The sequence below is a fragment of the Alphaproteobacteria bacterium genome (genome assembly GCA_017308135.1).
Classification (GTDB): Bacteria; Pseudomonadota; Alphaproteobacteria; order CACIAM-22H2; family CACIAM-22H2; genus Tagaea.
The window spans coordinates 233020-259491 of record JAFKFM010000011.1; the positions used below are offsets into that span (position 1 = coordinate 233020).

Below are 26472 nucleotides of genomic sequence, written 5' to 3' on the forward strand. Positions count from 1 at the left end.
AATGGCCGATCCCGTCGTCGCCCAGAAAGCGCCCTATCCCGTGGATGTCGAAGCGGGAAAAACCTATTGGTGGTGCGCCTGCGGCCGGTCGAAGAAGCAGCCCTTCTGCGACGGTTCGCATTCGGGCACGGGTATCCAGCCGATGAAATACGAAGCCGGCCAAGCGAAAAAGCTGTTCTTCTGCGGTTGCAAGGCGACCAAGAACCAGCCTTTGTGCGACGGCGGGCATAAGGGGCTTTGACACTTGTTGCGTAAAATTTTCGTCGCGGCGGGCCTCGCCGCCGCCGTTCTTTCGGCCTGTTCGTCGCCCGATCTTGCCACCACGGCGACCTGCCCGCGCGGCGGGCTGGTGCCCGACGCCAATACGCTGGTCCAGTTCCGCGAAGGGCCAGGCCGCGATCTGACCGATGTGGTGGCGCAAGCCCAGATCGTCGATTTCAAGATCGCGTGCGAATACGCGACCGGCCGAAGCGCCAAGCCGGGCGTGGTGCTGGATCTGCAAGTCGCCATCGCGGCCGAACGCGGCCCCGCCGATCGCGCGCGCAAGGCCAATCTGTCGTATTTCGTCGCGATCCTGGACGGCGAGCAGAACATCGTCGCCAAGGATTTCTTCCAGGCGGCGTTCGAGTTTCCCGACAACCGGACCCGCGTGGGCCGGGTGGAGGAATTGGAGCCGCGAATCGCGCTTAAATCCAATTTCGACGGCCCGTCCTATCGCGTGATGATCGGTTTCCAGCTGACCGAAGATCAGCTGGAATGGAACCGCCGCCAGCGCGGGCCGCGCTGATCGAACCGGGCGAATTCATCCACACAATCGACGAGCAGCTTGACCCGCCAGGGACTCCCTTTATCTTGGGGGTGCCTATCGCGGGAGAGACCGCGTCGTTTTCGGACGGCGCGGCGCCGAAGGAGCAACCGCCCCGGAAACTCTCAGGCAAAAGGACCGCGATCAGGCGTCGAGTTGCGAACTCTGGAAAGCGGCGTATGGGTTTCGGTCCATAAGCCCACCGAAGAGGTAAGTCTCCCGCAAGGGCAGGCGATTCTTTCAGGTCCCAGGACAGAGGGGGCGCCCACGGCCGGATGAATAATCCGGCATTTGCGCGCCCGACTCCGGAGTTCCGTTTTGTCCGACGACGAAAACCTGAAATTCACGCCGCTCGATGCGTTGCATCGTTCGCTGGGCGCCAAAATGGTGCCGTTCGCGGGCTATGCGATGCCCGTGCATTATCCCGCCGGCATTTTGAACGAGCATTTGCACACCCGCGCCGCCGCCGGGCTGTTCGACGTGTCGCATATGGGACAGGCCTTGCTGTTGGGCCCCGATGCCGCGACGGCGCTCGAAACGCTCGTGCCCGGCGACCTTCAAGTGTTGAAGGAGGGGGCCACGCGCTACACGCAGCTGACCGACGACAATGGCGGCATCCTCGACGATCTGATGGCGACGAAGCGCAACGACGGGCTCTATCTCGTCGTCAACGCGGCGTGCAAAGACGCCGATTTCGCGCGCATCGACGCCAAAATCGGATCGCGCGCGAAGCTCGTGCGCCTCGACGATCGCGCCTTGCTGGCGTTGCAGGGACCGAAAGCGGCCGAGGTGATGGCGCGTTTGGCGCCCGACAGCGTCGGCCAAAAATTCATGACTCTGCGTGCCGGGAAGATCGGCGCGTTCGATTGCTGGTTCACGCGCTCGGGTTACACCGGCGAAGACGGCTACGAGATTTCGGTCCCTGCGTCGCAGGCCGAAGGTCTGGCGAAGCTGCTGCTCGATCAGCCGGAAGTGAAGCCGATCGGTTTGGGCGCGCGCGATTCGCTGCGTCTCGAAGCGGGGCTTTGCCTCTACGGCCACGATATCGACACGACGACCTCGCCGATCGAAGCCGATCTGGTCTGGTCGATTTCCAAGCGCCGGCGCGCCGAAGGCGGCTTCCCAGGTGCCGCGCGCGTGCAAAAGGAACTCGCCGACGGGCCGTCGCGCAAGCGCGTGGGCATTCTGCCCGAAGGCCGCGCCCCTGCCCGCGAAGGCACGGAGATCGTCGATGCCAACGGCAACAAGATCGGCATCGTCACCTCGGGCGGTTTCGGGCCCACGGTGAACGGCCCGATCGCCATGGGCTATGTGCCCGCTTCCTTCGCCCAGCCCGGCACGCCGGTCGGGCTCGTCGTCCGGGGCAAGACGCTTCCCGCCAAAATCGCGGGAATGCCTTTCGCCCCCCATCGTTATTTCCGCGGTTAGGAGACCCGACACATGGCCGAATTGCGTTTCACCAAAGACCACGAATGGATCCGCGTCGCCGACGGCGACGTCTACGAGATCGGCATTTCCGACTACGCGCAAAGCCAGCTCGGCGACGTCGTGTTCGTCGACCTGCCGGAAATCGGCAAGCAGATCGCCAAGGGTGGCCAAGCCGCCGTGGTCGAATCGGTCAAGGCGGCGTCGGACGTGTATTCGCCCGTCGGCGGCACGGTCGTCGGCATCAACGACGCGCTCAGCGCCGATCCGGGCTTGATCAACCGCGAGCCCACGACGGGCGGCTGGTTCTTCAAGCTGAAGACCGGCGACACCGCGCAATTCGCCGAGTTGATGGACGAAGCGGCGTATGCCGACTACGTGAAGGGCCTGGGCTGATGCGTTATCTGCCGCATACCGATTCCGATCGCGCCGCGATGCTGGCGGCGATCGGCGTCAAATCGGCCGACGAGCTGTTCGTCGACGTGCCCGCCGCGGCGCGTTTGGCCGGGCCGGTCGCGGGTCTGTCCGCGACCAAGAGCGAGCTGGAAGTCGAGCGCATCCTGAGCGGGCTTGCGGCGAAGAACCGCCCCGCCGGTTCGCAAGCGAGCTTCTTAGGCGCGGGCGCTTATCGCCATCACGTGCCCGCCTCGGTCGATGCGATCATCCAGCGCGGCGAGTTCCTGACGAGCTACACGCCCTATCAGCCGGAAATCGCGCAAGGCACGCTGCAATATCTGTTCGAGTTCCAGACGCAGGTCGCGATGCTGACCGGCATGGATGTCGCCAATGCGTCGATGTACGACGCGGCGACCGCCGCGGTCGAAGCGGTGCAGATGGCCAATCGTGTCACGCGGCGCGGCAAGACGATCCTGTCCGGGGCCGTGCATCCGCATTATCGCGAAACGATTGAAACCCACGGCAAGTTCTCGGGCTTCGAGGTCGTGTCGCTCGCCCCGAACGTCGATGGGCTTGCGGGCATCGAAGCCAAGCTCGACGCCAAGACCGCCAGCGTCGTCGTGCAATACCCGAACGTGTTCGGCCGCTTGCAGGACCTGACGTCGCTCGCCGCCGCCTGCCAAAAGGCGGGTGTGTTGCTGATCGTTGCGATCCCCGAGATCGTGTCGATGGGGGCGGTCACGCCGCCGGGTGCGATGGGTGCGGATATCGTCGTGGCCGAAGGCCAATCGATCGGCAACGCGCTGAATTTCGGCGGGCCTTATGTGGGCCTGTTCGCCGCCAAGGAAAAATATGTCCGCCAGATGCCGGGCCGCTTGTGCGGCGAAACGGTGGATGCGGACGGCAAGCGCGGCTGGGTGCTGACCCTCTCGACGCGCGAGCAGCATATCCGCCGCGAAAAGGCGACGTCGAATATCTGCACCAATTCGGGGCTCTGCGCGCTCGCCTTCACGGTGCATCTGTCGTTGTTGGGCGAAACGGGTTTGCGGCGTCTCGCGGGCCTCAATCATGCGCTGGCGACGACGCTGGAAGCCAAGCTCGCCAAGGTGAAGGGTGTCAAACTCCTCACCGACGCCTATTTCAACGAATTCGCGATCGAATTGCCGCGCGATGCGGGTGAAGTCGTCGATGCGCTCGCCGACAAGGGCGTGCTCGCCGGCGTGCCCGGTTCGCGTCTGTGGCCGGGCGATGCGTCGATGGCCAAGACGCTGATCGTCGCGGTCACGGAAACGAACACGGTGGAAGACATGGATCTGTTCGCGACGAAGCTCGCGGAGGTGCTGTGATGGACAAGTCGCAAGGCCGCAGCGCACAAGACGCGCCCGCCCAGGAACTCCCGCCTTTCGTCACCGCGTCGGGCCATCGTGGATTGCAGCTCGAAGAAAAACTGATCTTCGAGCAAGGCGTGCCCGGCCGCGTCGGTGTGGACGTGCCGGAAGCGCCCCAGGGTGCCGCGAACAAGCTCGGCGCCTTCGCGCGCAAAGGCGCGATCGGCTTGCCCGATCTTTCCGAGCCGCAGGTCGTGCGCCATTTCACGCGCCTGTCGCAGAAGAACTACGGTATCGATTCGGGCCTGTTCTCGCTCGGCTCGTGCACGATGAAGCACAACCCGCGCCTGAACGAGAAGATGGCGCGTCTGCCGGGCTTCGCGGATATCCATCCGCTGCAGCCGGAAAAAACCGTGCAGGGCGCGCTCGAGCTCATCGACACGCTGGCGCATTGGCTGAAGACGCTGACCGGCATGCCGGCGGTGGCGATGAGCCCGGCGGCGGGCGCCCATGGCGAGCTCTGCGGCATGGTCGCGATCTGGGCCGCGATCCAGGCGAAAGGCGAGGGCGCCACGCGCCGCCGCGTGCTCGTGCCTGAATCCGCGCACGGTACCAATCCCGCGACGGCCGCGTTGCTCGGCTTTACCGTCGATCCGATCCCGGCGAACGAACGCGGGCGCGTCGATCTGGCGGCGTTCGAGAAGAAGCTGGGCCCCGATGTCGCCGCGATCATGCTGACCAACCCCAACACTTGCGGGTTGTTCGAAGGCGACATCAAAAAGATCGCCGATCTCGTCCACGCGGCGGGCGGCTATTTCTATTGCGACGGCGCCAATTACAACGCGATCGCGGGCCGCGTGCGCCCGGCCGATCTCGGCGTCGACGCGATGCATATCAATCTGCACAAGACGTTCTCCACACCGCATGGCGGCGGCGGCCCGGGCTCGGGCCCCGTCGTGTTGTCGGCGGCGTTGGCGCCTTATGCGCCGCTGCCCTATGTCGTGCATGGCGCCAAAGGTTTCGAACTCGTCGAAACCAAGAAGTCGGGCACGTCGCCCTTCGGCCGCTTGAAGGGCTTCCACGGCCAGATGGGCATGTTCGTGCGCGCCTTGGCCTACATGCTCAGCCACGGCTCGGACGGGATTCGCCAAGCCTCGACCGACGCGGTGCTGAACGCGAATTACATCCTCGCGCGCTTGAAGGATGTGATGAGCCCGGCCTTCGCCGGCGGCCCGTGCATGCACGAGGCGCTGTTCGACGATGCGTTCTTGAAGGATACGGGCGTGTCGACGCTCGACTTCGCCAAGGCGCTGATCGACGAGGGGTATCATCCGATGACGATGTATTTCCCGCTCGTCGTCCACGGCGCCATGCTGATCGAGCCGACGGAAAGCGAGAACAAGGAATCGCTCGACGCGTTTATCGATTCCTTGCGCCACCTCGCCACCCTGGCGAAGAAGGGCGATCAGGCCGATTTCTTCCACGCGGCGCCGCGGCTCACCCCGCGCCGGCGCCTGGACGAAACGCGCGCCGCGCGCAGCCCGATTCTGCGCTGGAAGCCCACCCCGCCGCCGTCGCCCACCGCGCAAGCGGCGGAGTGACGCCAAGCCGGTCCCGTGCTAGTTTCTACCCATCAGGGTAGAAACTAGCCGGAAACGGCGATGGGCAGACCGATCAAGAAGACCAAGCGCGACGCGGCGGCCAAGGGCTTGAGCATCAAGAGCCCCGACGTGCTGCGGCTTTTGCGCGCGCGCAGTTCCGAGACGGGGCTCGGCTATACCGAATTGCTGCGCCGGGTTTTGGCGCGCCCGCTGGTCCGTTCGGCGGCCGAAATCGCGCGCATCGAAACCGAAACGGCGGCGATTCAGCGCCGTATGGCGGCGAAACGCGCCGAATTCGCCGCCACCGGCAAGCCTTGGCCGAGCGGCGATCATGACGATCTCTACGACGAGCACGGCCTGCCGAAATGATCGTCGTCGACGCTTCGGCGCTGGTGGCGATGCTGCGCGACGAAGCGAAAGCCGATCAAATCCGCAAGGCGCTGATCGCGGATCCCGATTGCGTGATGGCGCCGGTCAATTGGCTCGAAGCGCGGATCGTCGCCGAACGGCATGACGCCGTCGCCGAGATGGAGCGGTTGCGCGCCGTGTTCGGCATCGAGATCGTGCCGACCGACGAGGCCCAATCCGATGCGGCGTGGAATGCGTTCAAGAATTTCGGCAAGGGTCGCCACGCGGCGGGGCTGAACCTCGCCGATTGCTTCGCCTATGCGCTGGCGCAAGTGAGCGAAGCGCCGTTGCTGTATATCGGCGCCGATTTCGCCAAGACGGATATTCGCGCAGCGATCGCTTGAATCGAGGGCGCCCAACGAAAAACCCCGCCGGATCGCTCCGGCGGGGTTTGTTCGTTCGAGACCCCGGCTCTCGCCGAAGGCTCGGCCGGGGTGACGCTAAAGCGTCAGTTCAAGCGGCCCGGGATGTTCTTGATCGCGCCGTCGATCAGCGCGTCCTGGCGGCCGCGATCGAGGCCCTGGGCGAGCAGCTTGCCCGTGGCGGCCATCGCGAGGTCGACGGCGGCCGAACGCACTTCGGCGGTCGCCTGGGCTTCGGCCTGGGCGATACGCTGCATCGCCGCGTCTTCGCGGCGCTTCAGCGCGGCTTGCAGATCGGCTTCGGCCTTGGCGGCGAGGCGCGCGGCCTCTTCCTTGGCGTTGGCGACGATCGCGTCGGCCTGGGCCATCGCTTCCTTGTGCTTGGCGACGTATTCGCCCAGCAGCTTTTCGGCGGCGGCGCGCAAGCTGGCGGCTTCGTCGAGATCCTTGCGGATACGCTCGGCGCGCGCGTCCAGACCGGCGAGGAGCGCCGTCTTGGCCGGCGTCCAGGCGAAGTAGAACAGCGCCACGATCGCCAGCGTGATCCAGAGATATTCGTTGTGCAGGATCGCCATTATCCGGATCTCCTTCAGGCGCGCGCGGCGGCGGCGGCCGCTTTGGCGTCGGCTTCGCTGACATTGAGGCCGGCGATCTTGCGCGCCGCGTCGGCGGCGATTTCGCCCGCGATGGCTTCGACATTGGCCAACGCGGCCTTGCGCGCGTCGGCGATGCGCCCTTCGGCCGACTTGATCTTGTCGGCGAGCTCCGCACCCTGGCGCGCCGACAATTCGGCGGCGTGCTTGGCGGCGGCGGCTTCGGTTTCGCCGCGCACGGCCTGGGCCTTCGCGCGGCTCTCGGCCAAAGCCTTCTCGTAGGCCGCGACCATCTTGTCGGTTTCTTCCTTGAGCGCGCCCGCCTTGGCGAGATCGCCTTCGATCTGCTTCTCGCGCGCCTCGATGGCGGCACCCAGCTTGGGCGTCACGGCGCCGGCGACGACGTAGTAGAAGATCGCGAAAATGACCAGGAGCCAGAAGATTTGGCTCGCGAACCAGGTCGGGTCGAATTGCGGCATGGCCGGTTCCCGTATGCGGGAGGAAAGGGGCCGGCCCTTCCCGAAGGAAGGGCCGGAAGAGGCTTAGGACACGAAGATCAGAATCGCGATGACGAAGGCGAGCAGCGCGATGAACTCGGTGACGGCGAAGCCGATGTAAGCGAAGACCTGAACGTTGTCCTTGGCGGCCGGGTTGCGGGCCACGGCGGCGATGAGGCTCGCCCACACCGAACCCACGCCGATGCCCGCGCCGATCATGCCGATGGCGGCGAGGCCCATGCCGATGAGCTTAGCTGCTGCTGCTTCCATGAAACGTATCCTTCTCTCTTGGTTGGTTTACCGGCCATTCGTTCCCGCCGGCGGTCCACATTTTTCGGGCCGGCGGGGCGAAGGTCAGTGCAGGTGGATCGCGTCGTGCAGGTAGATGCACGCCAGGATCGTGAAGATGTAGGCCTGAAGCGCGGCCACGAAGAATTCCAGCGCCATGATGCCGACGAGCACCGAGAACGGCACCACGCCCGGGATCACGAAGAAAGCGCCCAGCGAAATGACGAAGCCGGCGAAGATCTTCAGGATGATGTGGCCGACGGTCATGTTCGCGAAAAGTCGCACCGACAGCGAGATCGGGCGCGACATGTAGGAGATGACTTCGATCGGGATCAGGATCGGCGCCGTCGCCAACGGGGCGCCCGACGGGAAGAACAGCGACAGGAAATGCGTGCCGTGGCGCGCGAAGCCGATCAGCGTGATCGTCAGGAAGATGATCAGCGCCATCGTGAAGGTCACGACGATGTGGCTGGTGAAGGTGAAGGCGCCGGGGATCAGGCCGACGAGATTGCCGAACAGAACGAACATGAACAGGGTGAAGAAGAACGGGAAGTACTTCTTGCCCTCGTCGCCCACGTTCTCGCGGACCATGCCGGCGATGAACTCGTAGAGCACTTCCGCGGCCGATTGCAGGCGGCCCGGCACGATCTTGGCGCCCGAGGCGGCCGAGACCAGGAAGAACGTGGCGCCCGCGGCGGCCACGGTCATCCACAAGGCGGAGTTCGTGAAGGCGAGGTTGAGCCCCGCGATTTCGATGGGAACGATCGGCTTGATCTGGAATTGATCGAGAGGGCTCGACACGTTTGGAACTCCGTCCGGTTATTTCGTCTCGGTCTTGGACCGCTCGGCGCTGATGCGCGTTGCGACCCGGATCGCGTTTCTCATACCGGCGGCGGCGCCGAGCATGAGGAACACGAGCGTCAACCACGGCGAGGTGCCGAGCCAGCGATCCAGCACGAAGCCCATGCCCGTGCCGACCGCCAGTGTCGCCAGCATCTCCACCGAGATGCGGAACCCCAGGCCCATCTGCCCCGTGCTGCGGCCGGCCGTGCGCGCCGATTTTTTATCGGCCTTCGAACGGCGCGCTTGCAGCGCATCGACCTGCGCCTGGATCTCGTCGATGGCCCGCTGATCGCGGTCGTCCATGGCAAGCTCCAGACCCGGACCCTTCGCAAGCGCGAAGGGCACCCGGCAACTCGGGGAAAACGGTTGAAAAGACAGAAGAATCCGCCCTTTCACCCGGCTGACGCGCGCGGACAATAGGGGCGGTGCCGCCCCCTGTCAAGGATCACGCTGACCGCCTAAGCCTTTGAAAGGGCGGATGTTTCCAGAGGCCCTTAGGCGGTCGCGCGCAGTTTCTCGGCTTGTCGCATATCGACCGACACCAGGGTCGACACGCCGCGCTCGGCCATCGTCACGCCGAACAGGCGATCCATTTTCGCCATCGTCAGACGGTGGTGGGAGACCACGACGAAGCGCACGCCCGAGGAGCGGGCGATTTCGTCGAGCAGCGTGCAGAAGCGATCGACGTTCGCGTCGTCGAGGGGCGCGTCGACTTCGTCCATCACGCAGATCGGGGCGGGGTTGGTGAGGAACACCGCGAAGAGCAGCGATAGCGCGGTCAGCGCCTGTTCGCCGCCCGAGAGCAGCGTGAGCGACTGCAGCTTCTTGCCCGGCGGCGAGGCCATGATGTCGAGCCCGGCTTCGAGCGGATCGTCGACGACCTGACCGTCGGGCCCCATCACGGGCACCCAGGTCAGATGTGCGCGCCCGCCGCCGAACAGACGGCCGAACAGATCCTGGAAGTGCTTGTCGACCGCTTCGAAGGCGACGCGCAGACGTTCGCGGCCTTCCTTGTTGAGGGCAGAGATGCCGCCGCGCAGCTTGGCGATCGCCTGGACCAGGTCGTCCTTCTCGGCGTTCATGCCGGCGATCTGGGCTTCGACTTCCTCGGCTTCCTGCTCGGCGCGCAGATTGACCGGGCCCATATTGTCGCGCTCCTTGATCAAGCGCTCCAAACGGTTCTCGATCTGCTCGAGGCCCGGCAATTCCTCGTCCGCCTCGATCATGCCCGCCGCCAAGCACGCATCCGGCGCGCAATCCAGGCGCTCGCGGATCGTCTGGGTCAGCGTGGCTTCGTTGGCGGCTTGCTGTTCGGCATAGGCTTGCGCGCGCACGCGATCTTCGCGCGCCGACATCAGCGTGTTCTCGACCGCCTTCAACGCGCGGTCGGCTTCCAGCACGGCGCTTTCCGCTTCGGCCAAGCGATCGGCCTTCTCGCGGCGCAAGGCTTCCACTTCATGCGTCTTGTCGAGCAACGCGGAACGCTCGGCGGCGATTTCGCCGGGGCGGGCCGACAGGCCCTCGCGCTCCGTCGTCGTCGCAGCCGAACGGCCATCGATCGATTCGATCTGCGTCTTGGCGCCTTCTTCGCGGCGCGCCCATTCGGCGTTCTCGTGGCCGATGGCGACACGGCGACGCTCGCGGCCTTCGCGCTCGCGCTGCAAGCGCTGCGACGCGGCTTCGCGTTCGGCCAGTTCCTTGCGCGCACCCGACAGCGTCTGGCGGTCCTCGGCGAGCTTGGCGCGCGCTTCGGTCGGGTCGGGGATTTCGGCGAAGCGGGCTTGCGCCGTGTCGAGGCGCAGCTGGAACTCGTCGTTTTCGACGGTCAGGCGTTCGATCTGCTCGACCAGCGTGCCGAGCTTGGCCGAACGGCCCTCGGTCGTGCGCTGGATCTGCACGATCGCGGAGCGCGCGCCGTCGATCGCCCCTTGCGCGGATTTCGCACCTTGGCGGGCCTGCTGATCGGCGGCGTCGGCCGCACGCGCGGCTTGTTGCGCCGCCTGATAGCGCGCCTTGGCGCCGTCGGCGATTTCCTTGGCGCGCACGACTTGCGCTTCCAGGCTTTCCAGGCGATTGCGCAGTTCGAAGGTTTCGGCGGCGCGCGTGACGGCCGCACCGGTCTGCACGAAACCGTCCCAGCGCAGCAAGGCGCCGTCGCGCGTCACCAGACGCTGACCTTGCGCGAGTTGCGGCGCGACGCGCTCGGCCGTTTCCATATCGGCGACCACGCCGATCTGGCCCAAGCGGCGCGCGAAGGCGGCGGGCGCTTCGACATATTGCGCCAGCGATTGCGCTTCCAGCGGCAACGGGGCGGGCGTGCCCGCGATATCGAGCATGCGCCAGTGATGCGGGGCGGCCGCATCGAGGGCGGCGGCGAGATCGTCGCCCAACGCCGCGCCCAGCGCCTTTTCGTAGCCGGGCGTCACGCGGATCGAATCTAGGGCGGGCGGGAAATCCGTCGCCTTGCCGCGCGAGGCGGCGAGTGCGCGCGAAATACCCTGGCGCTCACCATCGAGCTTGGCGAATTCCGCATCGGCTTCGCGCGCGGCTTCGCGGGCCCCGAATTCTTCCTCTTGCGCGGCCCGGCGCGCGGCTTCGGCTTCCTCGGCGGCGGAAAGGGCGGCGTTCAGCGCTTCGTCCGCCTCGGCGAGCTTCATCTCGGCTTCGTGGCGCTGCGCGTCGGCCCCGGCGAGTTCTTCTTCGAGGCGCGTCTTCTCGCCCTCGACGACCGCGCGCCGTTCGGCCAAGCGGCCCAAACGGCCGGTCAGGTCGTTGATTTCGCGCGTCAGCGACGCGCGTTCGGATTCGGCCTTGGCGACCGCTTCGGTCGCGCGGGCCAGTTCCTCGTCGAGCGCTTCCACCGCTTCGCGGCGGTTGCGGATATCGCCATCGAGATCGCGAAGTTCCTCGTCAGCCGCGATGTCGGCGTTGGCGAGTTCTTCGAGCTCGGCGGTCAAGCGCGCATGGGCGGCTTGCGCATCCGCGACCAGCGCTTCTTCGCGCGCCTTGTCGGCGGCAAGTTGCGCGATCGTCGCGTCGAGTTTTTCGATTTGGGCGGCGAGGCGCGCTTCTTCGGCGGCGAGTTGTTCGCCCGCCATCTGCAAGCGCGCGAGGGCCGCGGCGGCTTCGGCTTCTTCCTGGCGCAGCGCGGGCAAGGCGGCCTGTGCTTCGGCGAGGATCGTCGCGCCATGGGCCGCGCGCGTCGTGATCTCGATCACCAGCGCTTCGGCTTCCTTCAGGCGTTCCTGCGCCGTCAGCGTTTCGGCCGTCTGCGCCTGCCAGCGCAGATGGAACATGATCGCTTCGGCGCGGCGCACCAGATCGCTCATGTTGCGATAGCGCGCGGCTTGGCGGGCCTGCTTCTTCAGGCTTTCAAGCTGCGTGGCCAGCGTCGTCAGCACGTCGTCGAGGCGTGCCAGATTCTGCTCGGCGGCTTTGAGCTTCAATTCCGCTTCGTGGCGGCGCGAATGCAGGCCCGTGATGCCCGCGGCTTCCTCCAGCACTTGGCGGCGCTCGGTGGGCTTGGCTTGGATCAGCGCGCTGATGCGGCCTTGGCTGACCAGCGACGGCGAATGCGCACCCGTGCCGACATCCTGGAAGAACAGCTGCACGTCGCGCGCGCGCACTTCGCGCCCGCCGATGCGATAGGCCGAGCCCTTCTCGCGCTCGATCCGGCGCACGACTTCGAAGTCGCTCATGTCGTTATAGGCGGGCGGGGCCTTGTGGTCGGGGTTTTCGACCGACAGCGACACTTCGGCCACGTTGCGCGCCGGGCGGCTGGTGGTGCCCGCGAAAATCACGTCGTCCATTTCGCCGCCGCGCAGCTGCTTGACGCGCGTTTCGCCCATGACCCAGCGCAAGGCTTCGACAAGGTTGGACTTGCCGCAGCCGTTGGGGCCGACGATGCCGGTCAGACCGGGCTCGATCGCGAACTCGGTCGGTTCGACGAACGATTTGAAACCGGACAGGCGCAGCTTGGCGAAATGCATCGTCGGCAGACTCCCCTAAGGCATGTTGTCAGCGCTTTGCCGCAAGCGGGCGCAGCACGTTGTCGAGTTCTTCGTAGCTCATCCCGCCGCGATGGACGGTTCCGTTGATCACGAGGGTCGGCGTGCCTTGCACCTTGTGCTCGCGCTCGCCGGTCATCGCGTTGGTCAGGATGACGTTCTGAACGGTCTGGTCGGCCAGGCATTGGTCCATCTGCGGGGCCGTCATGCCGCCCAGCTGCGCCAGACGACGCAAATTCTGCATCATCTGGTCGGGCGTGCCGCGCGTCCAATTGGCCTGCTGGGCGAAAAACACGTCGAGGAATCCGAAGAACCGCTCCGGCCCCGCGCAGCGCGCCAGCATCTGCGCGTTTAGCGCCATGCGGTCGAGCGGGAAGTCGCGGAAGACGAACTTCATCTTGCCGGTCTCGACATATTCGCTTTTCAAACGCGGCACGATTTCCGCGTTGAAGCGCGCGCAATGCGGGCAGGTGAGCGACGCGTATTCGATCATCGTGATGGGCGCATCGGGCGCCCCCATGACCATGTCGTTGCCTTCCAGGCGCGGCCCGTTTTGGGCCATCGCCGGGGCCGAAAAGCCAAGGCAAATCAGGGCGAAAACCGCCGCGAGCGTCGAGATGTACCGTTTCTGCATGGTCAGACCCACTAGATATAGTGATGGTATCGACTCACGAGCGCCTCCGACAAGGGCCCGGACTCGATGGGGATAACTGCGGCTATCCGACCGCAGAATCGAGGCTTTTTGAAGCCCTTACGGTATACGCCGCCGGCCGCGCAGCATTCCGTCGCCCAGGCGACGGAGCGATTGGCGGAGATTCTCGTCCGGGATCGTTTCGACCAGCGCGTCGAGTCGCGCCGCTTGTTCCTTGGTCAGCGGCGGCCGGGGCGGGGCGGGCGGTTTGCCTTGGCCCGGCAACGGGCCTTGCACGAAGCGCAAACGCGCGACGGCTTTGTACCCGACGAAGGCGTTGATCTTGTCGATCAATTGCGGGGCAAGATGCTGCAATTCCATCGCCGCACCGGACCCGACTCGAAGCGTGAGCGTGCCCGCCGGGCGCGGTAAATTGCTGCCTTTGGGCGGGGGCGGCGGGGCGGAGATTTTTTCGGGCAGCGTGCTGGACGCGAATTCCGGCCCGACGATATTGGCCCATTCGGCGATCAGCGTGGCGAAAGCGGCGCCGCGGCGCTTCAACGCCTCGCGGGTCATTCGCGGAACTTGTGCGCCGATCGCTTTCAGGGCCATACCGGGGAACATACGCGCTCGGTTTCCGATGTCCACCGCCCTCGCCGCATCGCTTCTCGCCTGGTACGACCGGCACGCCCGCGTGCTGCCGTGGCGCGTGGGGCCCAATAAACGCGCCGCGCGGCCCGATCCCTATCGCGTGTGGCTTTCCGAAATCATGCTCCAGCAAACGACCGTCGTGACGGTCGGGCCGTATTTCGCCGAATTCCTGCGCCGCTGGCCGGATGTGCAAGCGCTGGCCAAAGCGCCGATCGACGACGTGCTCGCGGCGTGGGCGGGGCTTGGCTACTACGCGCGCGCGCGCAACCTGCATAAATGCGCGCGCTACGTGGCCGAGGAACTCGGCGGCGTGTTCCCCGACACCGAAGAAGGCTTGCTGACGCTGCCCGGCGTGGGCCCGTACACGGCCGCCGCGATCGCGTCGATCGCGTTCGACGTTCCCGCCGCCGTGATCGACGGCAATGTCGAGCGCGTGATCGCGCGCGTGTTCAAGATCGATACGCCGCTGCCCGCCGCCAAGCCCGAGATCTGGAACGCGGTCGCGGGAATCGTGCCCGAGCAGCGGCCCGGCGATTTCGCGCAAGCGACGATGGATCTCGGCGCCACGATCTGCACGCCGCGCAATCCGCAATGTCTGCTCTGCCCGTGGAAACTCGCCTGCCAAACCTGCGGCGGCGAACCCGAAACCTATCCGCGCCGCACGGCCAAGCCCAAACGGCCCTTCAAGCGCGCGATCGCCTTCGTGTTGTTCGATGCGGACGGGGCCGTGTGGGTACGCAAGCGCGCCGATACGGGATTGCTGGGCGGCATGCTGGAAGTGCCGTCGAGCGATTGGAAGGCGGGCGAGATCGACGAAACCGCCGCCCGGCGCGCGTCACCCGCCGCTTTGGCGTGGCGCCCCGCATCGGGCGTGGTGCGCCACGGCTTCACGCATTTCGAATTGGAATTCGCGGTGTGGATCGCGCAAGCGCGGCGTAGCGACGTGCGCGGCGGGCAATGGGTCGCGGCGGATGATATCGGGTCCGTCGCGTTGCCCACGCTGATGCGTAAAACGATCGCTCACGCCCGCAAATCGATCAGCCCTGCGAAAGACACGAAGAAAGGTCCTTCGCGAGGCCGCGCATCACGCTGAAATAGTGATCGGGGCCCGGCGGCACTTCGGCGCCGACGTAATCCAGCGTGCCGGTCTTCGCCTTCGTTCCTTCGGCGACCGTGCGCACCAGCGCTTGGTCGAATTGCGGTTCGGCGAACACGCAAATCGTTTTCGAGCGCGCGATACGGTCGCGCAAACGCTGCAAGCGTTGCGCGCTGGGCCGGCGTTCGGGGCTGACGGTGATCGAGCCCGCCGGCGTCAAACCGTAGCGCTTCTCCAAATATTGAAGCGAGTCGTGGAACACGATGAACGGCTTGCCGGCGAGCGGACGCAAGCTCGTGGCGAGTTCGGCGTCGAGCGCATCGAGCTTCGTCGCCAAGGCTTCGGCATTGGCGCGATAGCGCGCGGCGTTGGGCGCGTCGATTTCCGACAGCGCCGCCGCGATCGCGCGGCCGAACGCGGCGGCGTTCTTCGGATCGAGGAACATATGGCCGTCGATCTCGCCGTGCTTATTCCCGTGCTTATGCCCGTGTGCGTGGCCATCGCCTTCCCAGACGCCGCCTTCGCGCGCTTTGAACGTGGCCACGCCCGGTGCTTCGGCCAATTCCAGCACGCGTGCGCGCTTGCCCAGCGCCTTGATCGGGCGTTCGAGGAAGCCTTCGTAATCTTCGCCGATCCAGATCACGAGATCGGCTTGTTCGAGGGCGCGCGCGTCGGACGGGCGCATCGAATAGGTGTGCGGCGAACCGCCGCCGCGCACGATCGACTCCGGCGCCGCGCCCGAAACGGCGGCGGCCAGCGATTGCAGCATGGGGAAGCTGGTCACGATCTTCGGCTCGGCGGCGCCGGCCGGTGCGGACAGAAGAACCAGAAATGTCGCAATTTGCAGAAGCTTGCCCATGGCCGTGCCGACCTTCGTCCTAAGATGCTGAGAAATTCCGGAAATGACGCTAATGTTTCCGGTGAGCGACTTTCCCGTGCCGGAAGAGCTCGCGTTATAAAGTACGATATACTATATCAAGGCCGGGAGTTCTAGTCTGATGTCGCCGAGTTCCGCCGAGCATCACCATGCCGAACATCACGATCACGGCAAATGCGTCGCCGATGCCTTGGCCGCCGCGCGGGAAATCTGCGCCCAGCGCGGCGAGCGTTTCACCGAATTGCGCGGCCGGGTGCTGGAGCTCGTGTGGGCAAGCCATCGCCCGATCGGCGCTTATGCCGTGCTCGAACGCTTGAAATCCGATGGCCGCTCGGCCGCCCCGCCGACGGTCTATCGAGCACTCGATTTCCTGATGGAAGTCGGGCTCGTCCACCGCATCGAATCGCTCAACGCCTATATCGGCTGCGCGCATCCCGGGGCGGCGCATTCATCGCAATTCCTGATCTGCAAGGATTGCGGCACGGCGGAGGAACTCGAATCCCCGGCGATCGACGCGGCCTTGGCCGCCGCCGCCGGCGATCACGGATTCAAACTCGCGGGCCGCGTGGTCGAATTGTCGGGCACTTGTAAGAACTGTTCGGGATCGTGACCGGCTACGCGATCGAAGGACGGGGCCTCGTCAAACGATTCGCCGATCGCGTGGTCGTCGATCATGTCGATATCGGCGCCAAGCCCGGCGAAATCGTCACGCTGATCGGCCCCAATGGCGCGGGCAAGACCTTACTGCTGAAAATGCTGCTCGGCCTTGTGGCACCCGACAGCGGCACGATCGCGCGTTCGCCGGGTTTGCGCGTGGGCTACATGCCCCAGAAACTCGCCGTCGATCCCAATCTGCCGATTTCGGTGGCGCGTTTCGTCGGTCTTGCCGGGAAGGGCGATGTCGCGGCGTCGCTCGAAACGGCCGGCGTGGCGGATATGGCGGGCGCGCCGATGGCCGGTCTGTCGGGCGGCGAGATGCAGCGCGTGTTGCTGGCGCGCGCCTTGATGCGCGATCCGCAATTGCTGGTGCTGGACGAGCCCGCGCAAGGCGTCGATGTCACCGGCCAGGACGCGCTTTACGCGCTGGTCGGACGCTTGCGCGACCAAACCAACTGCGCCGTGCTGCTGGTCAGCCACGATCTGCATTTGGTGATGGCGCGGTCCGATCGCGTCGTGTGTCTCAACACCCATGTGTGCTGCACGGGCCAGCCCGAAACGGTTGGGCGCGATCCGGCTTTCGCGGCGCTGTTTGGTGCGCGCGCGGGCGAGAGCTTGGCGCTCTATCGCCATCATCACGATCACGTCCACGATACGCATGGCCATGTGCATCACGCGCATGAGCATGCGCATCCGCATTCCCACGACGGTCACCGCCATGGATGAATTTCTGTGGCGCGCCGGGGCGGCCGGTTTGGGGCTTGCCGTCATCGCCGGGCCGCTCGGCAGTTTCGTCGTCTGGCGGCGGCTCGCGTTTTTCGGCGATGCGCTGGCGCATTCCGCGCTGTTGGGCTTGGCGCTCGGCTTCGTGCTGCGGGTCGAGCCCGCCATCGCCATCGCGGTTCTCTGCGCGGCCTTCGCGTTGGTTTTGACCGGCCTGTTGTCGCGCGCCAAATTGCCGCCGGACACGTTGCTGTCGATCGCCGCGTTCACGACGTTGTCGTTGGGCTTGATCGCGCTCGCTTTCGTCGAAACCTTGCGCGTCGATCTGATCTCCTATTTGTTCGGCGACATTCTGTCGGTGACGCGCACCGATGTCGCGATGGTGTGGGGCGGGGCGTTGCTGGCGCTGGCCGTCTTGATCGCGATCTGGCGGCCCTTGCTGGCGGCGAGCGTGGACGAGGATCTGGCGCGCGTCGAAGGTGTCGATACCGGCCGCGTGCGGCTTGCCTTCGTGCTGCTGCTGGCTTTGGTTGTTGCGCTGGCGATGAAGATCGTCGGCGTGTTGCTGGTCACCGCCTTGCTGGTGATCCCGGCGGCCGCCGCGCGCCGCTTCGCCCAGGGACCCGAAGCGATGGCGATCTATGCCGGGGCGATCGGCGCGATCGCCGTCGTCGGCGGCCTATTCGCGTCGCTAAAGCTCGACACGCCTTCGGGCCCGTCGGTCGTGGTCGCGGCGGCGATGATTTTCGCGGCGACGCTGCTGTTCAAACGTCGCGCTTGATACCGGCGGCGTGTGCGGCGGCGATGGCGGCGGTCAGCAGGATCACCGCCCCCGCTTGATGCGCGGCGGCGAGCGCCAGCGGCACCCATAGCAGCAGCGTGGCGATACCCAGGCCCGCCTGCGCCACCGCGACGATCGCCGGCAGGGCGGTCCAGCAACCGTCGTAACGCCAGGTGCGCCACGCGAACAGTATCGCGGCCAGCGCCGTGGCGATGCCGAGCCAACGATGGTTGAACTGCACGGCGATCACGTTGTCGAACACATTGCGCCACGCCGGATCGATGTCGAAATAGCCCGCGGGGAAGAAGCGCCCATCCATCAACGGAAACGTGTTGTGCGTCATCCCGGCATCGAGACCGGCGACCAACGCGCCCGCCATCACGGTGACGAAGACGAGCACCGTCAACGCCAGCCCCGCCTTGCGTGCCGGGCACGTTTCGCGGGGCCCGCGCAACAGATCAAACGCGACCCACAAGACCAGCATATGGATGACCAGCGCTAAGCCCAGATGCGCGGCGAGCCTGATATGGCTGACCGCCACCATCGACTCGCGCAAACCCGACGTGACCATCCACCAGCCGACGAAGCCTTGAAGGCCGCCAAGCGCGAAAATGCCGGCGAGCTTCAGCGCGAGTTTGCCGCGCACAACCCCGCTCCACAGGAACCACAGGAACGGCAGGAAGAAGACAAGGCCGATCAACCGGCCCCACAGCCGGTGGAACCATTCCCAGAAGAAAATGGTTTTGAACTCGGCGAGCGTCATGCCGGCGTTGAGCAGCTTGTACTGGTCGATCTGGCGGTATTGGTCGAAAGCGCGCTGCCATTCGACATCGGTCAGCGGCGGCAGGGCGCCGGTGACGGGCCGCCATTCGACGATCGACAGGCCGGATTCGGTCAATCGCGTGATCCCGCCGATCACGACCATGGCGAAGATCATCGCGGCGCAAACGAACAGCCAATAGGCAACCGCCCGCTTCGGATCGCGGTATTCAGTTACGCCGGCTGTCACAGTAGAGCTGGTCATGGCCATCAAATAATCCGGGACCGGGCATGAAAAAAGACCTGTGGACAGTCCATACGTCCACGAACAGTATCGCGTTCCTTATGCAGTCGCTGCCCAAAACCGCGCCAGCCCCGGCATCGCCTCCGGCCGAAACGGAATCCGGCTATGGCCTGGAATCGCAGATCGGCCATTTGTTGCGCCGCGCGCATCAGCGCCATACGGCGTTTTTCGAAAAGGGCCTCGGCGATCTCGACCTCACCACCACGCAATTCGCGGCGTTGGTGAAGATCGGCGATCGCGGCGAGGTCTCGCAAAATCTCCTCGGCCGATTGACGGCGATGGATCCCGCGACGATCCAGGGCGTGATCCAGCGCTTGATGGGGCGCGGGCTCATCGAACGCCGCCCCGATCCCGCCGACAAGCGCGCGACGCTGCTGCGCCTCACCGATGACGGTCTCGCCTTGATGCGCGAAGCCGTGAAGCGCGCGCGCAGCGTTTCAGAAGCGACACTCGCCCCCGTCCAAGGGGCGGAGCGTGAAACCCTGCTGGCGCTGTTGCGCAAGCTGACCGATCTCAACGTAGCGTCCGGACAATGAGCAGCCCGTATTACGAAGCCGAAGTGAAGACGGTCCATCATTGGACCGATCGTCTGTTCTCGTTCACCACGTCGCGCGAGCCCGCGGTGCGCTTTCTCAACGGTCAATTCGTGATGATCGGCCTTCCGGTCGACGGCAAGCCGTTGGTGCGCGCCTATTCGGTCGTCAGCGCGAATTACGAGGAACATCTCGAATTCCTGTCGATCAGCGTGCCCGACGGCCCGCTGACCTCGCGCCTGTGCCACATCAAGCCGGGCGACAAGGTTTTGGTCGGTCGCAAGGCGACCGGCACGCTGCTGATCGACAATCTCGAACCCGGCCGCAATCTCTATCTCGTCGGCACGGGCACCGGTCTGGCGCCGTTCATGAGCATCGTGCGCGATCCCGAAACCTACGAGCGTTTCGAGAAAATCGTGCTGATGCATGGCTGCCGCGAGGTTGCCGAGCTCGCCTACGCGGACTATCTCGAAAAGGAACTGCCGAACCATGAGCTGATCGGCGAGATGGTGCGCGACAAGCTGCTCTATTTCCCGACCGTGACGCGCGAAGGTTTCCGCAACCAAGGCCGCGTCACCGATCTGATCGAACAGGGCGAAGTCGAAAAGAAGCTGGGCTTGCCCAAGCTCGACGCCGCCCATGATCGCGCGATGATCTGCGGCAGCCCCGCTTTGCTCGCCGATTTCGTCGCGATCCTGAAGGGCCGCGGTTTCGTCGAAGGAAACTCTTCCAAGCCCGGAACGTATGTCGTCGAACGCGCCTTCGTCGAAAAGTAACGAAATCCCCCCTCCATCCTCCCAAGGAGAATAGAGATATGACCCTCAAGCGACGCGAACTTCTGGCGGGTACCGCCGCGGCGGGCGTCCTGCTTGGTTCGCCGACGATCCTGCGCGCCCAAAACGCGCCGATCCGCATCGGCGAGATCAACTCCTATTCCACGCAAGCGGCCTTCCTCGGCCCTTATCGCAATGGCTGGAACCTGGCGCTGGACGAAGCGAACGCGTCGGGCGGCATCGACGGCCGCCGCCTCGAAACGTTGTTCCGCGACGACGCGGGCAAGCCCGAGGACGCCGTGCGCCATGCGGGCGAACTCGTCGCGGCCGAGAAAGTCGATCTGCTCGCCGGCGGCTATCTTTCCAATATCGGCCTCGCCATCGCGGGCTACGCCAAGCAGAACAAGAAGCTCTACGTGGCGTCGGAGCCGCTGACCGATGCGATCGTGTGGAGCCAGGGCAATCGCTACACGTTCCGCCTGCGCCCCTCGACCTATATGCAGGCGGCGATGCTGGTCGAAGAAGCGGCGAAGCTGCCGATCACGCGCTGGGCGACGATCGCGCCCAACTACGAATACGGCCAGTCGGCGGTGAAGTGGTTCAAGGAATTGCTCGCCCGGAAGAAGCCCGGCGTGCAATTCGTGGCCGAGCAATTCCCGGCCTTGGGCCGCATCGACGCGGGCGCCACGGTCCAGGCGATCGCCGCGGCGAATCCCGAAGGTATCTTCAACGTCACCTTCGGCGCCGATCTCGCCAATCTCGTGCGCCAGGGCAATACGCGCGGTCTGTTCGAACGCCGCGCGGTCGCCTCGGTGCTGACGGGCGAGCCCGAATATCTCGACCCGCTGGCCGACGAAGCGCCGGAAGGCTGGATCGTCACCGGCTATCCCTGGGATCAGGTGAACACGCCGAACCACACGAAGTTCCGCAACGCCTATCGCGCGAAGTTCAACGACTATCCGCGCCTCGGCTCGGTCGTCGGTTACGACACGGTCAACGCCATCGTCACGATGCTGCGCCAAAGCCGCACGGTCGACACCGAAAAGATGGTCGACGCGATGGAAGGCTTGAAGTTCCAAAGCGCGTTCGGCGACGTGGAATTCCGCAAGATCGACCACCAGGCCACGCTGGGCGCTTTCGTCGGCAAGACGAAGCTCGTGAACGGCAAAGGCACGATGGTCGATTGGCGCTATGCCGACGGCAAGGACTACCTGCCGTCCGACGCGGAAGTCGCGGCGATGCGGCCCAAGGACGCCTGATCGGCGTCTTCGGGACGCGGCCTTGTCCGCGCTCGCCGTCCAGTTCCTGAACGGGCTCGCCAGCGCGTCCGCGCTATTCCTGGTCGCGTGCGGCTTGTCGATCATTTTCGGCGTCAGCCGGATCGTCAATTTCGCGCATGGCTCGTTCTACATGCTGGGCGCCTATCTCGCCTGGACGTTGACGCGCGGGCTCGGCTGGGTCGGCTACGGCCCGCTCGGCTTTTGGGGCGGCATTCTCGTTGCCGCCTTGATTGTCGGTCTGATCGGCGTGTTGATCGAATTGGTTCTGCTCCGGCGCATCTATCAAGCGCCGGAGCTGTTCCAATTGCTCGCGACCTTCGGCGTCGTTCTCGTCGTTCAAGACGTGACGATGGCGATCTGGGGGGCGCAGGATCTGCTCGGGCCCCGCGCGCCGGGCTTGCGCGGCGCCATCGACGTGATGGGCCAGCGTTTCCCCGAATACGAGATGCTGCTGATTCTGATCGGTCCCGTCGTGCTGGGATTGCTCTGGCTTCTGTTCAACCGCACGCGCTGGGGCACGCTGGTGCGCGCGGCGACGGCGGATCGCGAGATGGTCGCGGCCTTGGGCGTGGATCAGCGCAAGCTGTTCACGTCCGTCTTCTTCCTCGGCACGTTTCTGGCGGCGCTGGGCGGCGGGCTGCAATTGCCGCGCGAGCCCGTGCAACTCCATATGGATATGGCGATCATCGCCGATGCCTTCGTCGTCGTGGTCGTCGGCGGCATGGGTAGCGTGGGCGGCGCCTATCTTGCCGCGTTGCTGATCGCGCAATTGCAGGCCTTCATGCTGCTGGTCCCGGATTTCGAAATCGCGGGGCTGACCATTTCCATCGCCAAGATGACGCTGATCCCCAGCTTCCTGGTCATGGCGGTGGTGCTGATCGCGCGGCCCTATGGCTTGCTGGGTAAGGCGCCGAGCCATGCGCGAACGCAAGCGAGCGTCGAGCCCGTGGTGCGCGCCACGCCGCCGATCCTCGCGAAACTCGGTTTCGCCAGCGTGGCGGCGATGATCCTGCTGCCGCTGATCGCCGACGAATACGGGCTGATGGTCGCGACCGAGATTCTGATCTTCGTGCTGATGGCGGCGAGCCTGCATTTCATGATGGGGCCGGGCGGCATGGCCTCGTTCGGTCACGCCGCCTATTTCGGCCTCGGCGCCTATGGCGCCGCCCTCGCCGCCAAACATTTCGACGTGCCGATGGAAGCGGGGCTGGTCGCGGGGCCGGTGCTGGCCGCCCTCGGCGGTATTCTGTTCGGCTGGTTCTGCGTGCGCCTCTCAGGCGTTTATCTCGCCATGCTCACGCTCGCTTTCGCGCAAATCGTCTGGTCGATCGCCTTCCAATGGGTCGCGGTCACCGGCGGCGATAACGGCGTGCTGGGCGTCTGGCCGTCGATCGGCAAGACCGAATTTTTCTATTTGAGCCTCGCCTTCGCCGTGATCGGCGTGTTGCTGCTGCGCCGGGCGATCTATTCGCCCTTCGGCTACGCGCTGCGCGGCGCCCGCGATTCAGCTTTGCGCGCCGATGCGATCGGCATCGACGTGAAACGCGTCCAATGGGCCGCCTTCGCCATCGCCGCGAGCTTCGCCGGCCTGGCGGGCGCGTTGTTCGCGTATTTCAAGGGAAGCGTCTTTCCGACCTATGCCGCGATCCCAAAATCGGTCGACGCGCTGATGATGGTGTTGCTGGGCGGCGTGCAGACGATCTCCGGCCCGCTGGTCGGCGCCGTCGTCTATATGGGCCTGCACGAACAACTCGTGCGCGTGACCGAGCTGTGGCGCCTGGTGCTGGGGCTCGCGATCATCGCGCTGGTGCTCGCCTTCCCGCAAGGGATCGCGGGATTCGCCGCCAAACGCTGGGCGAAGGCGGAGGACGCATGAGCGTGCTGTCCGTACGCGGTTTGCGCAAAGCCTTCGGCGGCGTCGAGGCGGTGGCGGGTGTCGATTTCGACGTCGCCGCCGGCGAGATGTTGGCGCTGATCGGGCCGAACGGTGCCGGCAAAACGACCTGCTTCAACATGTTGATGGGTCAGTTGTCGCAAGATGCCGGAACCGTCTCGCTCGACGGCGCCGATATCACCGGCCTGCCGCCCCGCGAGATCTGGCGGCGCGGCGTGGGTCGCACGTTTCAAATCACCGCGACGTTTGCGTCGATGACGGTGGCGGAGAATGTGCAAACGGCGCTGATGTCGCATCGCGGCGATCTCGGCCGCTTCTTCGCGCGCGCGGCGACATTGCACGCGGACGAAGCCGTCGCTTTGCTTGAACAAGTCGGCATGGCGGATCAGCGCGATCGCGCCTGTGGCGTGTTGGCGTATGGCGACCTCAAGCGCGTCGAGCTTGCGGTGGCGTTGGCCAACGCGCCGCGTTTGCTGCTGATGGACGAGCCCACGGCCGGCATGGCGCCCCAGGAACGCGTCGCGTTGATGGAATTGACCCGGCGACTCGCGCGCGCGCGCAACATCGCGGTGCTGTTCACCGAGCACGATATGGACGTGGTGTTCGGCCAGGCCGATCGCGTGATCGTGCTCAATCGCGGCAAACTGATCGCCCAAGGCACGCCCGCCGAGGTTCGCGCGCACAAGGCCGTGCGCGACGTCTATCTCGGGGCCGGCTCGACATCCGGGGGGCATTGATGCTGCGCGTCGAAGGCCTCCACACCTATTACGGCCGCGCGCATATCCTCGCGGATGTGTCGCTCGACGTCGCGAAGGGCGAAATCGTCGTGCTGCTGGGGCGCAACGGGGCGGGCAAGTCGACGACGCTCAAATCCATCATGGGATTGGTCCCGGTGGCGCAAGGTTCGATCCGATTTCTGGATCGCGAGATCGCGGGCTTGCCGCCGCACGAGATCGCGCGCATGGGCCTCGGCTACGTGCCGGAGGATCGGCGCGTGTTCGCCGATTTGACGGTCATGGAAAATCTCGAAGTCGGACGCCAACCGCCGCGTGACGACGCGCCCGCTTGGACGCCCGAAAAACTCTTCGCGATTTTTCCGAACCTCGCCGAGATGCGCAATCGCCCCGGCGGAAGGATGAGCGGCGGCGAACAGCAGATGCTGACCATCGCGCGCACGCTGATGGGCAATCCGCGCGCGATCCTGCTCGACGAGCCGTCGGAGGGTTTGGCGCCGGTGATCGTCGAACAGATGGCGCGCACGATCCAGGCGTTGAAAGCCGAAGGACTGACGGTCGTGCTGTCCGAGCAGAACCTGCACTTCGCGACGATGGTGGCGGACCGCGCCTATATCGTCGAGAAGGGCCGCATCCGCTATTCCGGCACGATGGCGGCCCTGGCGGCGGACGAAGCGATTCGGCTCCAATATCTCAGCGTTTGAGTTCCAGCGCCGCCTCGACGGCTTTCATCAAAGCACGCAGCCCCTCCGCCAGTTCGGTGCGCGATTTGGCGCCGAACCCCTCCAGCAATCGCGCCTCGAATTCAAGATCGTCGCGATAGGCCGCCTCGACCGCGCGCCGGCCTATCTCGGTCAGTTCGGCCGCCAGCACGCGGCCGTCGTGCTCGTCTGGCACCCGGCGCACGAAGCCCGCGCGTTCGAGCCGGCCGAGGCGATGCGTGAGGCTGCCGGAGGCGACGAGCAACGCCGCGTAAAGGTCGGTCGGCGTCAGCCGGAAGGGTGGGCCGTGGCGGCGCAGGGTCGCCAGCACGTCGAACTCGCCGCGATCGAGTCCGTGGCGCGCGAGGGCCGCTTCGATCCCCGGCGCGATCAGGCGCGAAAGCCGGTGGATGCGCCCGAAGATTTCAACCGGCGATGTGTCGAGATCGGGCCGCGCCGCGCGCCATTGGGCGCGAAGCCTGTCGACGTGATCGGTTTCGACTTTTCCCATCCGGCCCTCCGGCACGCGGAATATCTTGACATGAAGATATTATTGTCGCAGATATCTTCACGTCAAGATATTTGGGGGAAGCGCATGTCGTCGAAGGACGGGCCCGGCGGCGGATTGGTCGCGCAGATGCTGCTGTGCTCCTTCTTGTGGGCAAGCGCGTTCCTGCTGCTGAAGGTCGCGGGCACCAGCTTGTCGCCGCTCGCCTTGGCGGCGTTGCGCGGCGTGATGGGGGCGGGCTTGCTCGCCGCGTGGCTGCTGCTGCATCGCATTTCCATCGTGCCGCGCGGGCGCGAATGGCGCGACTGGGCGGTGCTGGGCCTGCTGCAAGGCGTGATTCCCAACGCGCTCACCGTCTATGCGCTGATACAAATCTCCGCCGGCCTCGCGTCGATGATCCAGGCGACCACGCCCTTGATCGTCGCCGTGCTGGCGCAAGCATTGTTCGCCGACGAGAAATTGACCGCGCGGCGCGCGCGCGGCCTGGCCGTCGGTTTCGCAGGCATGACGCTGCTGGTCGGCCCGGCGGCGTTCGATGGCGGGCCGGTCGACGGGATGGGCGTCGCGGCGATGGTCGTCGTCGCGGTCAGCTACGCGTTGGGCAACGTCTATGTGCGCGCCGTGCCGTCGCCCGACCCGCTGCGTTTGGCGTTCGGCCAGCAATTCTTTTCCGGCGTGCCGACGTTCCTTTGCGTGGCACTGGTCGCCGGGCCGGCGGCATTTGCGGGCGTGGCGGATTCGCTGCCGGTCTTGGCGATGCTGGGAATCTTCGGCACCGCGATGCCGATCGTTCTTTATATGCGCATCCTGCGCCGCGCCGGTCCGACGATCGGCTCGATGAACGGCTACTTTCTGCCGCCGTGGACGATCCTGCTCGGCTTCGTGCTGCTGGGCGAGACGATCAGCCTGCGCGAAATCGCGGCGACCGCGATCGTGCTGACCGGGGTGGCGATGGTCACCGCCGGCCCCAGGCCGCTCGCACGGATCGCGGCGTTTATCGCCAGCCGGCGCGGCTAA

General features: G+C 65.6%; 30 protein-coding genes and 2 riboswitches. Of the genes, 19 read left to right on the plus strand and 11 right to left on the minus strand.

Features of this window, described 5'->3' with window-relative positions; translation table 11 throughout:
- Position 1: 1 nt before the first annotated feature.
- From J0H39_20450 to J0H39_20485, 8 genes are all read left to right on the plus strand, one after another.
- A complete protein-coding gene (locus tag J0H39_20450; protein ID MBN9499131.1) occupies positions 2-241 on the plus strand; it encodes a CDGSH iron-sulfur domain-containing protein in 240 nt (79 codons plus the stop codon).
- Positions 242-244: 3 nt separating this feature from the next.
- Entirely contained in the window at positions 245-787 is a 543-nt protein-coding gene (locus J0H39_20455) for a hypothetical protein (protein MBN9499132.1), read from the plus strand.
- Positions 788-858: 71 nt separating this feature from the next.
- Positions 859-956: riboswitch (glycine riboswitch) on the plus strand.
- 4 nt (positions 957-960) lie between these two features.
- A riboswitch (glycine riboswitch) is annotated at positions 961-1071 on the plus strand.
- Positions 1072-1123: 52 nt separating this feature from the next.
- Positions 1124-2233 (plus strand): glycine cleavage system aminomethyltransferase GcvT, encoded by a 1110-nt coding sequence (gene gcvT, locus J0H39_20460; GenBank protein ID MBN9499133.1) that lies wholly within the window; start codon positions 1124-1126, stop codon positions 2231-2233.
- Between the two features lie 12 nt (positions 2234-2245).
- A complete protein-coding gene (gene gcvH, locus J0H39_20465) occupies positions 2246-2626 on the plus strand; it encodes a glycine cleavage system protein GcvH (GenBank protein ID MBN9499134.1) in 381 nt (126 codons plus the stop codon).
- A complete protein-coding gene (gene gcvPA / locus J0H39_20470; GenBank protein ID MBN9499135.1) occupies positions 2626-3972 on the plus strand; it encodes an aminomethyl-transferring glycine dehydrogenase subunit GcvPA in 1347 nt (448 codons plus the stop codon). Before gcvH ends, gcvPA begins: the two co-directional genes overlap by 1 nt.
- Positions 3972-5555, plus strand: coding sequence for an aminomethyl-transferring glycine dehydrogenase subunit GcvPB (gene gcvPB, locus J0H39_20475; protein ID MBN9499136.1), 1584 nt, complete (start codon positions 3972-3974; stop codon positions 5553-5555). Before gcvPA ends, gcvPB begins: the two co-directional genes overlap by 1 nt.
- 60 nt (positions 5556-5615) lie before the next feature.
- Positions 5616-5924 carry a type II toxin-antitoxin system VapB family antitoxin gene (locus J0H39_20480; GenBank protein ID MBN9499137.1) on the plus strand — a complete coding sequence of 103 codons (309 nt, stop codon included), beginning with the start codon at positions 5616-5618 and terminating at the stop codon, positions 5922-5924.
- Positions 5921-6307, plus strand: a complete 387-nt coding sequence (locus J0H39_20485; protein ID MBN9499138.1) for a type II toxin-antitoxin system VapC family toxin — start codon at positions 5921-5923, stop codon at positions 6305-6307. Before J0H39_20480 ends, J0H39_20485 begins: the two co-directional genes overlap by 4 nt.
- 104 nt (positions 6308-6411) lie before the next feature.
- On the opposite strand, the gene J0H39_20490 is transcribed toward J0H39_20485, so the two are convergent.
- The 8 genes from J0H39_20490 to J0H39_20525 all read right to left on the minus strand — a co-directional run bounded on the left by J0H39_20490 (position 6412) and on the right by J0H39_20525 (position 13808).
- Positions 6412-6900, minus strand: coding sequence for a F0F1 ATP synthase subunit B (locus J0H39_20490; GenBank protein MBN9499139.1), 489 nt, complete (start codon positions 6898-6900; stop codon positions 6412-6414).
- Between the two features lie 14 nt (positions 6901-6914).
- Positions 6915-7397 carry a F0F1 ATP synthase subunit B' gene (locus J0H39_20495; GenBank protein MBN9499140.1) on the minus strand — a complete coding sequence of 161 codons (483 nt, stop codon included), beginning with the start codon at positions 7395-7397 and terminating at the stop codon, positions 6915-6917.
- Between the two features lie 63 nt (positions 7398-7460).
- Entirely contained in the window at positions 7461-7685 is a 225-nt protein-coding gene (locus J0H39_20500) for a F0F1 ATP synthase subunit C (GenBank protein MBN9499141.1), read from the minus strand.
- A gap of 84 nt (positions 7686-7769) precedes the next feature.
- On the minus strand, positions 7770-8504 hold the full coding sequence (locus J0H39_20505) for a F0F1 ATP synthase subunit A (protein ID MBN9499142.1): 735 nt from the start codon (positions 8502-8504) through the stop codon (positions 7770-7772).
- Positions 8505-8522: 18 nt separating this feature from the next.
- Positions 8523-8849 (minus strand): AtpZ/AtpI family protein, encoded by a 327-nt coding sequence (locus tag J0H39_20510; protein ID MBN9499143.1) that lies wholly within the window; start codon positions 8847-8849, stop codon positions 8523-8525.
- 191 nt (positions 8850-9040) lie between these two features.
- Positions 9041-12535 carry a chromosome segregation protein SMC gene (gene smc / locus J0H39_20515; GenBank protein MBN9499144.1) on the minus strand — a complete coding sequence of 1165 codons (3495 nt, stop codon included), beginning with the start codon at positions 12533-12535 and terminating at the stop codon, positions 9041-9043.
- Between the two features lie 28 nt (positions 12536-12563).
- Positions 12564-13187: a DsbA family protein gene (locus J0H39_20520; protein ID MBN9499145.1), complete on the minus strand. Its 624-nt coding sequence runs from the start codon at positions 13185-13187 to the stop codon at positions 12564-12566.
- Between the two features lie 117 nt (positions 13188-13304).
- Positions 13305-13808: a DUF721 domain-containing protein gene (locus J0H39_20525; GenBank protein ID MBN9499146.1), complete on the minus strand. Its 504-nt coding sequence runs from the start codon at positions 13806-13808 to the stop codon at positions 13305-13307.
- 16 nt (positions 13809-13824) lie between these two features.
- Between J0H39_20525 and mutY the strand changes: the two genes are divergently transcribed.
- Positions 13825-14928, plus strand: a complete 1104-nt coding sequence (mutY, locus tag J0H39_20530; protein MBN9499147.1) for an A/G-specific adenine glycosylase — start codon at positions 13825-13827, stop codon at positions 14926-14928.
- Here the strand turns inward: mutY and J0H39_20535 are convergent.
- Positions 14873-15790, minus strand: coding sequence for a zinc ABC transporter substrate-binding protein (locus J0H39_20535; GenBank protein ID MBN9499148.1), 918 nt, complete (start codon positions 15788-15790; stop codon positions 14873-14875). The genes mutY and J0H39_20535 overlap by 56 nt on opposite strands.
- Positions 15791-15929: 139 nt before the next feature.
- On the opposite strand from J0H39_20535, the gene J0H39_20540 reads away from it, so the two are divergent.
- Genes J0H39_20540 through J0H39_20550 form a run of 3 tightly spaced genes read left to right on the plus strand, consistent with a single transcriptional unit; the run spans position 15930 to position 17969 of the window.
- Positions 15930-16418 carry a transcriptional repressor gene (locus J0H39_20540; protein ID MBN9499149.1) on the plus strand — a complete coding sequence of 163 codons (489 nt, stop codon included), beginning with the start codon at positions 15930-15932 and terminating at the stop codon, positions 16416-16418.
- The gene (locus J0H39_20545) at positions 16415-17191 is read left to right on the plus strand and encodes an ATP-binding cassette domain-containing protein (protein ID MBN9499150.1); all 777 of its coding nucleotides are present in this window, start codon (positions 16415-16417) and stop codon (positions 17189-17191) included. Before J0H39_20540 ends, J0H39_20545 begins: the two co-directional genes overlap by 4 nt.
- Positions 17184-17969, plus strand: coding sequence for a metal ABC transporter permease (locus J0H39_20550; GenBank protein ID MBN9499151.1), 786 nt, complete (start codon positions 17184-17186; stop codon positions 17967-17969). The genes J0H39_20545 and J0H39_20550 overlap by 8 nt, the downstream gene beginning before the upstream one ends.
- Here J0H39_20550 and J0H39_20555 read toward each other — a convergent pair.
- The gene (locus J0H39_20555; GenBank protein ID MBN9499152.1) at positions 17953-18999 is read right to left on the minus strand and encodes a COX15/CtaA family protein; all 1047 of its coding nucleotides are present in this window, start codon (positions 18997-18999) and stop codon (positions 17953-17955) included. The genes J0H39_20550 and J0H39_20555 overlap by 17 nt on opposite strands.
- A gap of 74 nt (positions 19000-19073) precedes the next feature.
- Here J0H39_20555 and J0H39_20560 point away from each other — a divergent pair, with 74 nt between their 5' ends.
- The 6 genes from J0H39_20560 to J0H39_20585 are packed head-to-tail and all read left to right on the plus strand — an operon-like array spanning position 19074 to position 24950.
- The gene (locus tag J0H39_20560; protein ID MBN9499153.1) at positions 19074-19568 is read left to right on the plus strand and encodes a winged helix-turn-helix transcriptional regulator; all 495 of its coding nucleotides are present in this window, start codon (positions 19074-19076) and stop codon (positions 19566-19568) included.
- Positions 19565-20341 (plus strand): ferredoxin--NADP reductase, encoded by a 777-nt coding sequence (locus J0H39_20565; protein ID MBN9499154.1) that lies wholly within the window; start codon positions 19565-19567, stop codon positions 20339-20341. The genes J0H39_20560 and J0H39_20565 overlap by 4 nt, the downstream gene beginning before the upstream one ends.
- A gap of 38 nt (positions 20342-20379) precedes the next feature.
- Complete coding sequence (locus J0H39_20570; protein ID MBN9499155.1) at positions 20380-21597, plus strand: ABC transporter substrate-binding protein; 1218 nt, start codon at positions 20380-20382, stop codon at positions 21595-21597.
- Positions 21530-23494, plus strand: coding sequence for an ABC transporter permease (locus J0H39_20575; protein ID MBN9499156.1), 1965 nt, complete (start codon positions 21530-21532; stop codon positions 23492-23494). The genes J0H39_20570 and J0H39_20575 overlap by 68 nt, the downstream gene beginning before the upstream one ends.
- Positions 23491-24249, plus strand: a complete 759-nt coding sequence (locus J0H39_20580) for an ABC transporter ATP-binding protein (GenBank protein ID MBN9499157.1) — start codon at positions 23491-23493, stop codon at positions 24247-24249. The genes J0H39_20575 and J0H39_20580 overlap by 4 nt, the downstream gene beginning before the upstream one ends.
- On the plus strand, positions 24249-24950 hold the full coding sequence (locus tag J0H39_20585) for an ABC transporter ATP-binding protein (GenBank protein MBN9499158.1): 702 nt from the start codon (positions 24249-24251) through the stop codon (positions 24948-24950). The genes J0H39_20580 and J0H39_20585 overlap by 1 nt, the downstream gene beginning before the upstream one ends.
- Here the strand turns inward: J0H39_20585 and J0H39_20590 are convergent.
- Positions 24940-25458, minus strand: a complete 519-nt coding sequence (locus J0H39_20590; protein MBN9499159.1) for a MarR family transcriptional regulator — start codon at positions 25456-25458, stop codon at positions 24940-24942. The two genes, J0H39_20585 and J0H39_20590, sit on opposite strands and share 11 nt — an antisense overlap.
- A gap of 84 nt (positions 25459-25542) precedes the next feature.
- On the opposite strand from J0H39_20590, the gene J0H39_20595 reads away from it, so the two are divergent.
- Positions 25543-26472 (plus strand): DMT family transporter, encoded by a 930-nt coding sequence (locus tag J0H39_20595; GenBank protein ID MBN9499160.1) that lies wholly within the window; start codon positions 25543-25545, stop codon positions 26470-26472.

Bases quoted from the DNA above. Each gene is read 5' to 3' on its own strand.
- J0H39_20550 (MBN9499151.1), top strand. From the start codon at position 17,184: ATGGATGAATTTCTGTGGCGCGCCGGGGCGGCCGGTTTGGGGCTTGCC.
- J0H39_20520 (MBN9499145.1), bottom strand. From the start codon at position 13,187: ATGCAGAAACGGTACATCTCGACGCTCGCGGCGGTTTTCGCCCTGATT.
- gcvH (MBN9499134.1), top strand. From the start codon at position 2,246: ATGGCCGAATTGCGTTTCACCAAAGACCACGAATGGATCCGCGTCGCC.
- J0H39_20510 (MBN9499143.1), bottom strand. From the start codon at position 8,849: ATGGACGACCGCGATCAGCGGGCCATCGACGAGATCCAGGCGCAGGTC.
- J0H39_20495 (MBN9499140.1), bottom strand. From the start codon at position 7,397: ATGCCGCAATTCGACCCGACCTGGTTCGCGAGCCAAATCTTCTGGCTC.
- J0H39_20480 (MBN9499137.1), top strand. From the start codon at position 5,616: ATGGGCAGACCGATCAAGAAGACCAAGCGCGACGCGGCGGCCAAGGGC.
- mutY (MBN9499147.1), top strand. From the start codon at position 13,825: ATGTCCACCGCCCTCGCCGCATCGCTTCTCGCCTGGTACGACCGGCAC.
- J0H39_20575 (MBN9499156.1), top strand. From the start codon at position 21,530: ATGCCGACGGCAAGGACTACCTGCCGTCCGACGCGGAAGTCGCGGCGA.
- J0H39_20585 (MBN9499158.1), top strand. From the start codon at position 24,249: ATGCTGCGCGTCGAAGGCCTCCACACCTATTACGGCCGCGCGCATATC.
- J0H39_20490 (MBN9499139.1), bottom strand. From the start codon at position 6,900: ATGGCGATCCTGCACAACGAATATCTCTGGATCACGCTGGCGATCGTG.
- J0H39_20560 (MBN9499153.1), top strand. From the start codon at position 19,074: ATGCAGTCGCTGCCCAAAACCGCGCCAGCCCCGGCATCGCCTCCGGCC.
- J0H39_20580 (MBN9499157.1), top strand. From the start codon at position 23,491: ATGAGCGTGCTGTCCGTACGCGGTTTGCGCAAAGCCTTCGGCGGCGTC.
- J0H39_20535 (MBN9499148.1), bottom strand. From the start codon at position 15,790: ATGGGCAAGCTTCTGCAAATTGCGACATTTCTGGTTCTTCTGTCCGCA.
- gcvPB (MBN9499136.1), top strand. From the start codon at position 3,972: ATGGACAAGTCGCAAGGCCGCAGCGCACAAGACGCGCCCGCCCAGGAA.
- J0H39_20570 (MBN9499155.1), top strand. From the start codon at position 20,380: ATGACCCTCAAGCGACGCGAACTTCTGGCGGGTACCGCCGCGGCGGGC.
- J0H39_20555 (MBN9499152.1), bottom strand. From the start codon at position 18,999: ATGGCCATGACCAGCTCTACTGTGACAGCCGGCGTAACTGAATACCGC.
- smc (MBN9499144.1), bottom strand. From the start codon at position 12,535: ATGCATTTCGCCAAGCTGCGCCTGTCCGGTTTCAAATCGTTCGTCGAA.
- J0H39_20595 (MBN9499160.1), top strand. From the start codon at position 25,543: ATGTCGTCGAAGGACGGGCCCGGCGGCGGATTGGTCGCGCAGATGCTG.
- J0H39_20485 (MBN9499138.1), top strand. From the start codon at position 5,921: ATGATCGTCGTCGACGCTTCGGCGCTGGTGGCGATGCTGCGCGACGAA.
- J0H39_20450 (MBN9499131.1), top strand. From the start codon at position 2: ATGGCCGATCCCGTCGTCGCCCAGAAAGCGCCCTATCCCGTGGATGTC.
- J0H39_20565 (MBN9499154.1), top strand. From the start codon at position 19,565: ATGAGCAGCCCGTATTACGAAGCCGAAGTGAAGACGGTCCATCATTGG.
- J0H39_20540 (MBN9499149.1), top strand. From the start codon at position 15,930: ATGTCGCCGAGTTCCGCCGAGCATCACCATGCCGAACATCACGATCAC.
- J0H39_20525 (MBN9499146.1), bottom strand. From the start codon at position 13,808: ATGTTCCCCGGTATGGCCCTGAAAGCGATCGGCGCACAAGTTCCGCGA.
- J0H39_20500 (MBN9499141.1), bottom strand. From the start codon at position 7,685: ATGGAAGCAGCAGCAGCTAAGCTCATCGGCATGGGCCTCGCCGCCATC.
- gcvPA (MBN9499135.1), top strand. From the start codon at position 2,626: ATGCGTTATCTGCCGCATACCGATTCCGATCGCGCCGCGATGCTGGCG.
- J0H39_20590 (MBN9499159.1), bottom strand. From the start codon at position 25,458: ATGGGAAAAGTCGAAACCGATCACGTCGACAGGCTTCGCGCCCAATGG.